At 64.9% G+C, this 12,879-nt stretch carries 10 protein-coding genes and 1 pseudogene; 1 reads left to right on the forward strand and 10 read right to left on the reverse strand.

Translation table 11 applies throughout. The features are described from left to right. Nucleotides 1–48 precede the first annotated feature (48 nt). The 3 genes from ACVWVY_RS04675 to ACVWVY_RS04685 all read right to left on the reverse strand — a co-directional run bounded on the left by ACVWVY_RS04675 (nucleotide 49) and on the right by ACVWVY_RS04685 (nucleotide 2,853). The gene (locus tag ACVWVY_RS04675; RefSeq protein ID WP_456625279.1) at nucleotides 49–834 is read right to left on the reverse strand and encodes an ABC transporter ATP-binding protein; all 786 of its coding nucleotides are present in this window, start codon (nucleotides 832–834) and stop codon (nucleotides 49–51) included. Then, nucleotides 834–1,685, reverse strand: coding sequence for an ABC transporter permease (locus tag ACVWVY_RS04680; RefSeq protein ID WP_456625280.1), 852 nt, complete (start codon nucleotides 1,683–1,685; stop codon nucleotides 834–836). The genes ACVWVY_RS04675 and ACVWVY_RS04680 overlap by 1 nt, the downstream gene beginning before the upstream one ends. A gap of 193 nt (nucleotides 1,686–1,878) precedes the next feature. After that, the gene (locus ACVWVY_RS04685) at nucleotides 1,879–2,853 is read right to left on the reverse strand and encodes an aliphatic sulfonate ABC transporter substrate-binding protein (protein ID WP_456625281.1); all 975 of its coding nucleotides are present in this window, start codon (nucleotides 2,851–2,853) and stop codon (nucleotides 1,879–1,881) included. 197 nt (nucleotides 2,854–3,050) lie between these two features. On the opposite strand from ACVWVY_RS04685, the gene ACVWVY_RS04690 reads away from it, so the two are divergent. Next, nucleotides 3,051–5,846: a [protein-PII] uridylyltransferase gene (locus ACVWVY_RS04690; protein ID WP_456625282.1), complete on the forward strand. Its 2,796-nt coding sequence runs from the start codon at nucleotides 3,051–3,053 to the stop codon at nucleotides 5,844–5,846. Between the two features lie 155 nt (nucleotides 5,847–6,001). On the opposite strand, the gene ACVWVY_RS04695 is transcribed toward ACVWVY_RS04690, so the two are convergent. The 7 genes and pseudogenes from ACVWVY_RS04695 to ACVWVY_RS04725 all read right to left on the reverse strand — a co-directional run. Then, nucleotides 6,002–6,154, reverse strand: a complete 153-nt coding sequence (locus tag ACVWVY_RS04695; protein WP_456625283.1) for a hypothetical protein — start codon at nucleotides 6,152–6,154, stop codon at nucleotides 6,002–6,004. 11 nt (nucleotides 6,155–6,165) lie between these two features. Next, nucleotides 6,166–6,372 carry a hypothetical protein gene (locus tag ACVWVY_RS04700; protein ID WP_456625284.1) on the reverse strand — a complete coding sequence of 69 codons (207 nt, stop codon included), beginning with the start codon at nucleotides 6,370–6,372 and terminating at the stop codon, nucleotides 6,166–6,168. A 212-nt stretch (nucleotides 6,373–6,584) separates the two neighbouring features. After that, a complete protein-coding gene (locus ACVWVY_RS04705) occupies nucleotides 6,585–7,835 on the reverse strand; it encodes a DUF1501 domain-containing protein (RefSeq protein ID WP_456625285.1) in 1,251 nt (416 codons plus the stop codon). Nucleotides 7,836–7,837: 2 nt separating this feature from the next. Then, nucleotides 7,838–9,280, reverse strand: a complete 1,443-nt coding sequence (locus tag ACVWVY_RS04710) for a DUF1800 domain-containing protein (RefSeq protein ID WP_456625286.1) — start codon at nucleotides 9,278–9,280, stop codon at nucleotides 7,838–7,840. A gap of 221 nt (nucleotides 9,281–9,501) precedes the next feature. Further along, on the reverse strand, nucleotides 9,502–12,042 hold the full coding sequence (locus ACVWVY_RS04715; protein ID WP_456625287.1) for a M56 family metallopeptidase: 2,541 nt from the start codon (nucleotides 12,040–12,042) through the stop codon (nucleotides 9,502–9,504). Beyond that, nucleotides 12,042–12,452, reverse strand: a complete 411-nt coding sequence (locus ACVWVY_RS04720) for a BlaI/MecI/CopY family transcriptional regulator (protein WP_456625288.1) — start codon at nucleotides 12,450–12,452, stop codon at nucleotides 12,042–12,044. Before ACVWVY_RS04720 ends, ACVWVY_RS04715 begins: the two co-directional genes overlap by 1 nt. A 91-nt stretch (nucleotides 12,453–12,543) precedes the next feature. Then, nucleotides 12,544–12,715, reverse strand: a pseudogene (locus ACVWVY_RS04725) (MGMT family protein); the annotation flags it as partial. Between the last annotated feature and the right edge of the window lie 164 nt (nucleotides 12,716–12,879).

The following is a 12,879-nucleotide window of genomic DNA, read 5'->3' on the forward strand; positions in this document are numbered from 1 at the left end:
CGGTTGTTCTTCTTGCCACGCCGGATTTAGTGGGAAATTGCGCCCGTGTCACCACCACATCGCTTCGCCGGCCATGGTTTTTGGGTCGGCATCGGGCACGTTGCGGTCGAGCGAGCGATCGAGCGAGGTCAGCACATGACGCTTAAAATTTTCGAATAATGGCGAGGCGCGATCGCGCGGACGCGCCAGATTGATCCTGATCGCCTCGAACAGCCGGCCCGGCCGCGGCCGCATCACCAGCACACGGTCGGCCAGCACCACGGCCTCGTCGACGTCGTGCGTGACCAGAACGAGGGTCGGCCGGGTGTCGTTCCAGAGATCGAGCAGATGGTCCTGCAGGTCGCGCCGCGTGAAGGCGTCGAGCGCGGAGAACGGCTCGTCGAGCAGCAGCACTTCCGGCTGCGGCACCAGCGCCCGCGCAATCGCCACCCGCTGCGCCTGCCCGCCTGAGAGTTCGCGCGGCCAGGCTTTTGCCTTGTCGGCAAGACCGACTCGCGCCAGCGCGCGCGAAACCTTCTCACGCCTGATATCGGCCGGCAGATCCGTCAGGCCGAAGCCGATATTGTCGGCGACGCTGAGCCAGGGCAGCAATCGCGGCTCCTGGAAGATGATTCCGATTTTGGCGTGCGGCGCCGTGATCGCCGTATTGTCCAGCGTCACCGTGCCCGTGCTGGCCCGGTCGAGGCCGGCGATGGCGCGCAGCAGCGTCGACTTTCCGCAGCCGGAGCCGCCGATGATGGCGACGATTTCGCCAGGCCTGATGTCGGCCGAAAAGCGCTCCAGCGCGTGGACGCCGTTGGGATAGGTTTTGCCCACTCTATCCAGCGCCAGCATCACGCGGCTCCACTTTGGCGGCCGAACGCATCCTGCCAGCGCAGCAAGGGCGCGGTGGCGATTTCGATCAGCCAGTCGGTGGTCTTGCCGAGGATCGCAAAGATCACGATCGCCGCCACGATCTGCGCCGGCTTGCCGAGTTGCTGACCATCGATCAGGAGATAGCCGAGGCCTTCGGACGCGCCCATGAACTCGGCCGCGACGACGAACATCCACCCCAGGCCAAGCCCCACACGCAATGCGACGACGTAGGCCGGCAACACCGCAGGCAGCAAAATGCGGCGGATCATCGCCGGGCCGCTCAGGCGGAAAATACGGCCGACCTCGACGATCTTGCGGTCGACAGAGAGGATCGCGCCCATCACGCCGAGATAGACCGGGAAGAACACGCCGACCGCGATCAGCGCGACCTTCGAAGTCTCGAAAATGCCGAGCCACAAGATGAACAGCGGCACCCAGGCGATCGATGGAATCGCGCGCAGCGCCTGCACGGTCGGATCGAGCAACTGCCGCGCCAGGCCCCAATAGCCGGAGATCGCACCGAGGACAGTTCCGGCAGCGACGCCGAGGCCGAAGCCGGCGGCGACGCGTGTCACCGTCGCCGCGATGTGGCGCGACAGCTCACCGCTCTTCGCCAGTTCCATCACGGTGGCGAAGATTTTGGTCGGCGGCGGCACCAAGCGGCCGGTGGAATAGCCGAGCCCGACCCAGATTTCCCAGAACAGCGCCAGCCCGACCGGGAGCAACAGCCCGAGCGCCGGCCGCGCGTAGCGGCGCAGCCGCGCGGACGATGCTTGCGGCGTCGTCGCATCGGTGCGTTCCAACGCGGGGAGTTCAACGGTCATGGCCATAGCAAGAACGCTTCTCGCGCGGGATTGCAAGGTGGGGGTTTGATCGCGCCTCTATCCATTCGTCGTCCCTGCGAAAGCAGGGACCCATAACCACCGGCTTTGGTAGTGAAGGAAGGTGATAGCCATCGAGAACCACAATGACGGCCGCGGCGTATGGGTCCCTGCGTTCGCAGGGACGACGCCAACACTTTCCTCAATTCGTCGGCAGCGGAACCTGGTCGTCGATCAGCGCATCAAGCGTCGCCTTCACGTCAACCTTGGCGTCGACGACACCGGCCTGCTGCAATGCGAGACCCGCGGCGAGGATGGATTCGCGCTGCGCTGCGCCGATGCGGCTGTGGGTCAGCTCGGTGCGCTCCTTGAGCTGTTTGTCGACGACCGCTTCCGGCAGCTTGGTCACGCCGATGAAGGTCTTCTTCAGGTCGTCGTAATTGGCCAGCGAATATTTGCGCGCCTCCTCGTACACCGCGAGCACGCGGCGAACGGCGTCCGGATAATCCTTCAAAAACTGCTCGCGCACATTGAGGATGCCCCAGGTATTGGCATCGGCCTTGCGGAAGAACAGCTTTGCGCCCTCCTCGACTTCGGCCTGCGCCATCATCGGGTCGAGACCGGCCCAGGCATCGACATCGCCGCGGATCAGCGCGGTCTTGCCGTCGGCATGCTGCAGCAGCACCGGCGTGATGTCCTTTTCGGTGAGGCCGGCGCCGAGCAGCGCGCGCACCAGGAAGATGTGCGGATCGGTGCCGCGGGTCACCGCGACGCGCTTGCCCTTGAGATCGGCAACGGCCGCGATCTTGGAATCCTTTGATGTCACCAGCGCGGTCCATTCAGGCCGCGAATAGACATAGATCGACTTGATCGGGTTGCCATTGATCCTGGCAACCAGCGCCGCCGAGCCGGCGGTCGATCCGAAATCGATCGAACCGGCGTTGAGGAATTCGAGCGCCTTGTTGGAACCGGCGGATTGCACCCAGACGACGCTGATGCCGTCCTTGGCGAATTCCTTCTCCAGCAAGCCCTTTTGCTTGAGGACCATCGACACGGGATTGTAGGTCGCCCAGTCGATGCGAATCTCCTTGAGCGCGTCGGCGGCAAAAGCCGCGCCGGGCAGCAAGGTCGAGACCGCGATGATTGCAGCCATGGCGCGCCGTGAAATCCTGGGCATGGTCGTCCCTCCCTGATGCACTGAAAATCGTCCTTGATTTTCAATATGTTAGATTGCAACGCAACGAGAAAATACATACCGTCAATGCGACGGAGTCAGCACAGCTTTGCCCAAGCGGCTCGGAATCCAGCATAGAATTACCCTTGCCTGACAATCGCCCGTGACAGCCCCTGCGCCGTCCGATATCGGGATAGATCATGGATAGCGTCGTGACTGAGGACCGCTCCGGAGCGGATGAACGTTTCGATACCGCGCGGATCACCGCGGCGGTCGATGCCCTGGCCGAAAAACATGCGGGCCGCGAGGACGTGTTTCGCTCCGCGCTGGCGCAATTGCTCAAGGCCGAGATGATCACGGCACGCGCGACCGCACAGGCCGTGCTGCTGAAGGATCGCAACGGCCGCCGCTGCGCGGAACGGCTGTGCTTCATGCAGGACGAAATCATCCGCATCCTCTACTCGGCCGCGACACGGCACCTCTATCGCTCGCATGTGCCCTCCGGCGCCGAGCGCATGGCGGTGGTCGCCACCGGCGGTTACGGCCGCGGCCTGATGGCACCCGAGTCCGATATCGATCTGCTGTTCATCCTGCCCTACAAGCAGACCGCCTGGGGCGAGCAGGTCGCGGAAGCCATTCTCTATTGCCTGTGGGACATGGGGTTGAAGGTCGGCCACGCCACGCGCTCGGTCGACGAATGTATCCGCCAGGCGCGCGGCGACATGACGATCCGCACCGCGATCCTGGAGACGCGGTTTCTGACCGGCGACCAGCCGCTCTATGACGAGCTGGTCGCGCGGTTCGACAAGGACGTGGTGCAGGGCACCGCTTCTGAATTCGTCACCGCCAAACTGGCCGAGCGCGAAGAACGCCACCGCCGCGCCGGGCAATCGCGCTATCTGGTCGAACCCAACGTCAAGGACGGCAAGGGCGGCTTGCGCGACCTGCACACGCTGTTCTGGATCGCCAAATACGTCTACCGCGTGCGCGAGACCGACGAGCTGGTCGAACGCGGCGTGTTCGACGCGCAGGAGTACCGCACCTTCCGCCGCTGCGCCGACTTCCTGTGGTCGGTGCGCTGCAATTTGCATTTCGTCTCGGGGCGCGCCGAGGAGCGGCTGTCGTTCGACATGCAGCGCGAGATCGCGGTGAGGCTCGGCTATACCTCGCATCCCGGCATGCAGGACGTCGAACGCTTCATGAAGCACTACTTCCTCGTCGCCAAGGACGTCGGCGACCTGACCGCGATCCTGTGCGCCAAGCTGGAAGACGAGCAGGCCAAGCCCGCGCCGGTGCTGAGCCGCATGGTGGCGCGGCTGCGGCCGGGCACCAAGCGGCGGCGGGTGCCCGACAGCGACGACTTCATCATCGACAACAACCGCATCAACCTCGCGGCGCCCGACGTCTTCAAGCACGACCCGGTCAATCTGATCCGGATCTTCCAGCTGGCGCAGAAGAACAACCTCGCCTTCCACCCCGATGCGATGCGCACGGTGACGCGCTCGCTGAAACTGGTGAACGCCCAGCTTCGCGAAAATCCGGAAGCCAACCGGCTGTTCATGGAGATCTTGACCTCGGATAACGCCGAGATCGTGCTGCGGCGGATGAACGAGACCGGCGTGCTCGGTCACTTCATCCGCGCCTTCGGCAAGATCGTGTCGATGATGCAGTTCAACATGTACCACCATTACACGGTGGACGAGCATTTGATCCGCTGCATCGGCCACCTGCAGGAGATCGAACGCGGCGGCAATGACGAGTTCACGGTCGCGAGCGACCTGTTCCGCAAGATCCAGCCCGAGCATCGCGCGGTGATCTACATCACCACGCTGCTGCACGACGTTGCCAAGGGCCGGCCGGAGGATCATTCGATCGCGGGCGCCAGGGTGGCGCGGCGGCTGTGCCCGCGGCTTGGCTTCAACGTCGCCGACACCGAACTGGTGGCGTGGTTGATCGAAGAGCACCTCACAATGTCGACGGTGGCGCAGTCGCGCGATCTCTCCGACCGCAAGACGATCGAAAATTTTGCCGCCGTCGTGCAATCCGTCGAGCAGATGAAGCTTTTGACCATCCTGACCACCGCCGACATCAGGGGCGTCGGACCCGGCGTTTGGAACGGCTGGAAGGCACAGTTGTTGCGCACGCTGTATTATGAGACCGAGCCGGCGCTGACCGGCGGCTTCTCGGAAGTGAACCGCGCGCAGCGCATTGCGGTGGCGCAATCCGAATTCCGCGCCGCCTTCAACGAGTGGCCGGAAGCTGAGCTCAACGGCTATATCGGGCGGCATTATCCCGCCTACTGGCTCAAGGTCGACCTGCAACGAAAAATCCGCCAGGCGCGTTTCATCCGCGCCAGCGAACAGGCAGGCCACCAGCTTGCGATCAACGTCGGTTTCGACGAGGCACGCGCCGTCACCGAACTGACGATCCTGGCGACCGACCATCCGTGGCTGCTGTCGATCATTGCAGGCGCCTGCGCATCCGCCGGCGCCAACATCGTCGACGCGCAGATCTACACGACCACCGACGGCCGCGCGCTCGATACCATCGCAATCTCCAGGGAATACGACCGCGACGAGGACGAGGGACGCCGCGCCACCCGGATCGGCGAGATGATCGAGCAGGTGCTCGAAGGAAAATTGCGCCTGCCCGAAGTGGTTGCCCGCAAGGCGGCCAACCGCGGCAAGGTGCGCGCTTTCGTGGTCGAGCCGGAGGTCACCATCAACAACCAGTGGTCGGACCGCTACACCGTGATCGAGGTTTCCGGCCTCGACCGCCCCGGCCTGCTGTACCAACTGACGACCGCGATCTCGAAGCTGAACCTCAACATCGCCTCGGCCCATGTCGCGACCTTCGGCGAACGCGCCCGAGACGTGTTCTACGTGACGGATCTGCTCGGCGCCCAGATCAACGCGCCGACCCGGCAAGCCGCGATCAAGAGCGCGCTGATTCACCTGCTCTCCAGCGAAGACAACGTCGCGGAGCCGGCGGTGTGATTTCTCTACCCGTCATTCCCCGGCGCGCAATTGCACCGCGGAATGACGGCCGAGTATGCGTCCGCGATTTCGCGGCGCGTTGCGCCCGGGGTTTGCCGGATAACTTCCCGCCCTCTTTGTAGGAGCGCGCAGGGACGACCGGGTGACCAGCGGCCTTACGGGTCCTGGTTCGCGTCTGGCTTGGCCGGGTCGGCGACGGTCGGCCGCGCCACAGCACGATGCCTTCGATAGCGCAGCGCATCGATCAGCAGCGAGAGAATGGACGACCGCTGATGGCGCGTCGGGTAAGGCAGGTGGTCGTCCGACAATCGCCCTCGCGTTACGTCTTGGTCGTCGTCACAGAATCTTGGCGCGAACGCGAGGAAGGGGCCGCCGAGATCGGAATGATGGAATGGGTTTCGTGGTGGGCGTCGCATCGGTCGTCAACCTTGTGCAGGAGACGCGCGAGCTCGTTGCGATAGAGCCTCGCCCAGCTGCCATTCAGGCTGGTGAGGAATTCGAGCTCGCGGCCTGTGAGTATCGACATAGGAAACGCCGGGATGCGGAAGCAGGAGACATTCAACCAATGGCGCGAGCGCCGCTACATCTTCCGCATTCCGGCGTAGTGCCTGCCGCTGCAGGGGCCGACATAAACGCCCATGATGGGGAAACGGCGCCCGACGGGACGTTGGCTAGCGACTTCATGGCAGACCTCCTCTTCACGGCATTATCTCCTCGATTGCCTAACCAACCAGATGACTAACCAACCAGACCCGCAATCGGCGCGACGCCGATGCTGTCGGGAAACACGGTGTTGGCGAGCGCACGCTCGTCGACTCTCAGATGATCGCGGAGCAGGCCCTTGAGCACGGCGCGCAGATCGGTGGTGGGTTTGAGGTCGCGTTCCTCGTAGAGCTGGGCTTGCTTCAATCCCGGCCAGTCAGCGATCACGCGCCCGCCCCGCAAGGCGCCGCCGGTGAGAAACGCGACGGTGCCGGTGCCGTGGTCGGTGCCGTTGGTGCCGTTGATGCGCGCGGTGCGTCCGAACTCGGTGATGACGGCGACCACCGTCTCGCGCCAGGCGTCGCCCATGCTGGTCTCGATCGCCGCCAGCGCGCCGTCGAGCGCCCCGAGGAGATTGGCGAGCTGACCGGAGGCCGCGCCCTCGTTGATGTGGGTGTCCCAGCCGATGAAGCCGACCGCGCCGACCCGCGGGCCGTCGGGCTTGGCCAGAAAGCGCGCCGCGGTGCCGGCGGCTTCCGCAAAATAGGCCCGCACCCCGGCGATGCCAGGAACTGCAAGCGCGGCACCGTCGACCATGGCTGCATCCGATAGTCCTGTGGCGCCAAGCGCGGCGAGACGAATCCTTGCCTCGAGCGCGGCCGCCAGTTTCGGATCGGTGTGTTTATAGAGATCGAGCAGCCGGGCCTGGATATCTTCGTTGGCCGGCAACAGCTTTTGTGGCACCCAGGACAGCACCGGCGCACGGCCGCGGACCACCAGCGGGGTCACGGAGCCCACACCTAGGACGCGGCTACCGCGCGGATCGACCCGGCCGTCCGACGCCAATTCGGTCAGCGCGCGGTTGAGCCAGCCGGTGTCGACGGCGCCCGGCCGCGCGATGCCGCTTTCGAGAACGTCCTGGCCGTCGAAATGCGAGCGCTCGCGATAGGGCGTTGCGGTCGCATGCACGATGGTCGCTTGCTGCGCCTTGTAGAGCCGGTGCAGGTTCGGCATCGCGGGATTGAGCGCGAAGAAGCTGTCGAGCGGCAGAGCCGGCGGCTTGCCGTCGAGCACGAGCGCGCGGTCGCCGCGCAGGCCGACCCAGTCGGGATCGCCGATGGGGGCGACCGCACCGAGGCCATCGAGCGCGCCCCGCAGCACGATGACGAGCATGCGCGGATCACGGCCCTCGGCGCGTGCGAGCCTCGGCATCTGGCTCCATGCGAACAGGCTGCCTGCGCCGATCAGCGCCTCGCGGCGAGTTGGCAGATGGTGGCGAAAGGTCATGCTCACCTCCTCTGGAATTCGGCCGACATGAACAGCAGCACCAGCGCCTGCGGACGGCTCTCGGCGCGGCCAACCGCCTGCTTCACCTCCGGCGACACCTGTGACCCGAGCACGGTCTCGATGACATCCTGAGGATCGGTCGTGCCTGCGATGCGCTCGGCGAAATTATTGGCGACGTCGAGCCGCCGTCCCAAGCCGTCGATCCAGGACGCTTCATCGTCCGGGAAACCCTTGGGCGACGGCGGACGCCACAGCGGTTCGCCGAGCAGGACCTGTCCATCCGTGTACCGCGTGGGGTCGGCATGCGTGAGCCCGGTCGCGCGCACCATGCCAGCCACCCACTCGCCCGGCCGCTTGAGCTTGGCCGGCGGTTGCGTCCACGCTTCGTCGGACGAGACCATCACCCTGGCGACCTGCTTGAGGTCACCGCCGGTATCGAGAAAGGCCTTCGCCATCTTTTCCACCAGTGCAGGCGGCGGCATGTCGGCCACGAAATAGCGGGCCAGCTTGGTTGCCACATGCGTAGCGGTTGCAGGATTGGCGGCGAGATCGCGCAGCACGGCACGCCCCTGCTCTACCGTCTCGTCGTCGTAAGATTTTCCCAGCACCCTCTGTGCGCCGGGCTCGTGCAGGCGGGGATTGAAGGTGAATTCGCCGCCGTGCTCGGGATTGTCGCCGGGCGGCACCAAGGTCCATCCGGTGAGAATGTTGGCGAAGCCGATGACGTCATCCTGGGAATAGCCGGTCCGCACGCCCAGCGTATGCAACTCGAGAATCTCGCGCGCGAGATTCTCGTTGAGGCCGCGGCTGCGGTTGAGGCCGGCGGTCGAATTCGCGCCCATCGAAACCGTCTGGTCGAGATAGAACAGCATCGCCGGATGGCCCTCGGCCGCCAGCAACAGGTCGGTGAAGCGGCCGAGCACGTGAGGGCGGATGGCCTCGCGCTCGTAAGCGCCGGACATGCTGCGGATCTTGTCGGCCGAGACGCAGAAATGATTGGACCAGAACCAGACCAGCCGCTCGACAAAACCGATCTCGGCACCGAGCGCGCTCGCGATGCGAATCCGCGCCTCTTCGAGATAGATCGGCCGGCCTGGATCGGGGATGGCCTCAGTGGCCGCCTTTTGCGCCATCTCGTCCGGAACAGGCGCGGCGCCTTCCATCATGGCGGACGCCTCGGCCATCTGCTTGCGCTTGGCGTCCTGTTCTTTCTTGGCGACGATCGCCTTGGCCTGCCGCTTGGCATAGGCGTCGGTTACCGCGCGGAAGGCCTTGGCGCTCGAAGGCAGATTGGCGGCAGCGAGTTCGCTGATCGCGGGACGATCGAGTTCGGCGATCAGCGCGCCGCGCGGGTCGGCCTCGATCGCCGTAATCGATCCCGGACGCGGCCCCATCCCGAACCGATGGAGGGCCAGCGCGGCTTCAGCCTTTGCAGAACGGCTCATGGCAACACCCGAGGATGCGACGATCTGTAGTGCTACGATTTGTAACACTTAAGAACCGACTATGCAAGCCGCGATTGAGTACGGCTCGCTCAGGTTGGAAATGCGGGCATCGCGGTTAGCTCGGCGGTGCGAAGCATCTTCCGGACAGGCGCGGTGGCGGCGCGCCCATCATCGTGAGGGTCTCAGACCTTCACCCCTCCGGAGAAGGATGAAGCCGCCGATCAGTACTGCGGACCCAGCGCAATCCGTCCGATCGTGCCGTCCTTGACCAGGCCGATCCGCCACTCCGCCGAACCATTGGCGAACTGGACGATATAGACGTCGCTGCCGAGACCTGAGACGCCGCGGAACGACATCGCGCGCAGGGCGCCGAGCCTGGAGAGAATCGCCTGGTTGAAGGAAAGCTGCTGGCGCGTCTGCGCCGCGACTTCGGACGTCATGCGATCGTAGTCCGGCTCGCCGCGGCCAACGGCCTCGATGTATCCGCGCAGCGTCGTTTCACTGCCGGCCAGCGGAACGGTGCGCGGCAGCACTGCGCCGCCGGGCCGGCCGTTCACCTCGACCGTGTGAAAGCGCGTTTGCTGCCCGGGCAGCACGATCTCCAGACACTTCCCCGACCGATCGGCGATTATCCATGGACTGTCGACATAGGTCGTGACCGGAAACGTCATTTCCTCGCCGATTGTACCAAAGGCCGCGCGTTTCCCCTCCGCGTCCAGCTTGAAGAGCTGAAGGTCGCTCCCGCTGCCATTGTAGATCAGCACCTTGATCGGCGCGGTTTCGGCTGTGGCTCTGAGGCTGCCTTCCTCCGAACAGGCGACGATGCCACCGGGCTTGTTGTTGCCATCCGGCCGGAAGATGACATCGTCGGCCTTGTCGTCCGCCGCCAGCAGGATGCGCAATTCCGCGACGCCATTGGCGAATTTCACGCCGTAGATGTCGTAGCCACCCGGACTGACGCCGCGGAAGAAGATCGATTCCACCGCGCCGAACGCCTTGAACATGGCCTGCAACTCGGACTCCTGGCGACGGATCTTGGCCGCCAGCGACGTACTCATCCGCTCGTAATTGGGGGCACCACGTTGCAGGTCGTCGATCCCTCGCAAGACCGCCTCTTTGCTGCCCGGCCGCGGGGTCTGTTCTCTGAATCGATCCGGCGCCGCTGCGATCCGGCGCGCGAAGTCTTCCTCGATCGCCTTCGCCCTGGCGGCGGCGACCCGCGCCGCCAATCGGGTACCGTACACCGGCTCGTGCAATAGCACCTGGGTCACCTTGGCCTGACCATCGCGCAGGAAAACAACCAGATCGTCGTGGCTGCTGGCAAAGGCATCGACGCCGCGCGCCACGATCTCGAATTTCGGCCGTCCGGTCTCCTGCGCAGAGAGCCGTTCACCCTCACGGGTAATGGTGAGCACCCGGCCAAGTCCCAGATTGTAGGAACCACAATATGAATCCAGCAGGCCCGCATCGGCCTCGACGCTCTGCGACGACAATTCGGCGACCTTGATGGCGCTGATGTCGCGGCCATTCTGGCTCAGCACCGGGCCATCCGGCTGCCGCTCACCGCCGGCGGCCACGAGGATCGGGCCGGCCGGCGCCGGGTAGGAATAGGTACCATCGCCCGCCGCGGCCAAGCGGAGCTTTCGCTGCCCGCTGACCTGGCCGAACAACTCGTCGCCGTCCCGCGAGACGGTGAAGATCGACGCGCGGCCCAATGAATAGAAGGAGACGGACTGCGGCTTGCGCACTGCCGTCGCAGGCGCGGTCGAGTGCTCTTGCGACGGCGAAGACACCGGCGCGGTGCGATAGGCGATCGAGCCGGCAGAGACGATGACAATCGGCAGAATGACGGCTGCGGTCCCGATGCGTTTGCCCCAGCCCAGCTTCGCAGGGGCCGTGGTTGCAGCGAGAATGCGTTCCACCCGGCTGCGCACCGTACACGCCCTTGCCATTTCGATGCCGGCCGGCGCCCGTCGAACGTGCTGCACAAGATCGAGCAGAATCTCGGCGTAGGACAGCCGGTCCTCGACCACTTCGAGCGCCGTTGCGTCGCTGATGATTTCGGCCAATTCGGCCAGCCGGGTGAGATGCCACCACGCGAACGGACTGAACCAGAACACCGAGCGATTGAGCGAGGCGAGCAGCAGCAGATAGAAATCGCGGTTGGCGACGTGAGCTCCCTCATGCGCCAGCACGGCCTGGCGCTTGCGCACATCCCAGTCGAAGCATTGCGGCGGCAGCAGAATGGTCGATCCGAAGGTGACGGGCCCGGCGATCACGCTGCTCACGCGCACGCTCCAGTCGGCCGTCCAAGGCGCGCGCATCGGCTTGGCCGCGCGGGCCAGACGCCAGGTCAGATAAAGGCCGACCGCCAGCCTCAACAACAGCAGGCCGGCAACCAGCGCATAGACAATCGTGGCCAGCGCCAGCCAGTTCATCGCTTCGGCATGCGTACCGCCGACAGCGGCGGGCATGCTCTGCCCTGTCGCGAGCACGTCGTTCAGCGGCTCCGTCGACGCGCCGCTCCACGGGCTGCCGGCAGGCCAGAAATGTTCCGCCGCCGGCACCGGCAACGCGTTCACGGTGACGGTCACCGTGGTCCAACGCATCAACAGCGGCATCGCCAATGACGCCACCAGCACCATGGCCCAGCAGGTCATGTGCACGTGCGGATTCCGTACCCGCATGAGATTCAAGCCAAGCCAAACGACGCCTCCGAGAAGCAGGGCGCGCAGCGCCGACTCCGCCAGAATCGCCAGCATTATTTCCTCCCTCCCTTCGCCTTGACCTTCTCCCCGGCCTTCTCTTTGGCCTTGGCAACCTGATCGGCCAGCAGGCGCAACTGACGCTGGTCGAGCATCGCCGTATCCACCATGCCGACCAGGACTTCTTCGACGGAGCCGTTGCAGAACCAGTCGACAATGCGCTGGACAGCTTTTGCAGCAACCCGTCCACGCTGCTCCGCAGCCTGATAGACATAGGTGCGTCCATCCACCGTATGCGTGGTGTAGCCCTTGTCTTCCAATCGTCGCAGCACGGTGCGGACGGTCGATTCCTTGAGCGGACGGGAAAGCCGCTCGCGGACGGCCTCGGCCGTCACCGGACCATTGGCCCAAACCAGTTGCATGACCTCGCGTTCGAGGTCGCCCAGTTCGGGCAGGCTGTCATCCATGGTGCTACCTTGCGATCTCGGGCCTCAATGCTACAGAGCGTCGCACACGTGGCCGGAATCCGCAACGGCTATTCCGGCTGGAATGGCCGCGCCGCGCCGGCCAACGCCGGTCCGATTGGCCGCCGCACTTCACCAGCGAACCGTTGGCGCCGATCAGACGGTGACAGGGCAGGACGGCGTTGATCGGATTCGAACCCAAGGCGTGGCCGACGCCGCGCGGCATTGCAAGCTTCGCGGCCATCGCCGTAGCTCGGCGTGGTCCCTACCGAAGCAGTTCGCGTGGCGTGGGCGCGACTCTAGTTGGCCTGTTTGGGATCAGCCCAACCGTGGAGTTCGAGAGCTGTCAGACTCGCCGTGACGAAGGCAAGATAATTTGTCCGGGAAACCAGAAGACCCAGATCGAACAGTTCGAGCAAAGCTTGCCATG

This window comes from Bradyrhizobium sp. URHC0002 (genome assembly GCF_054059515.1).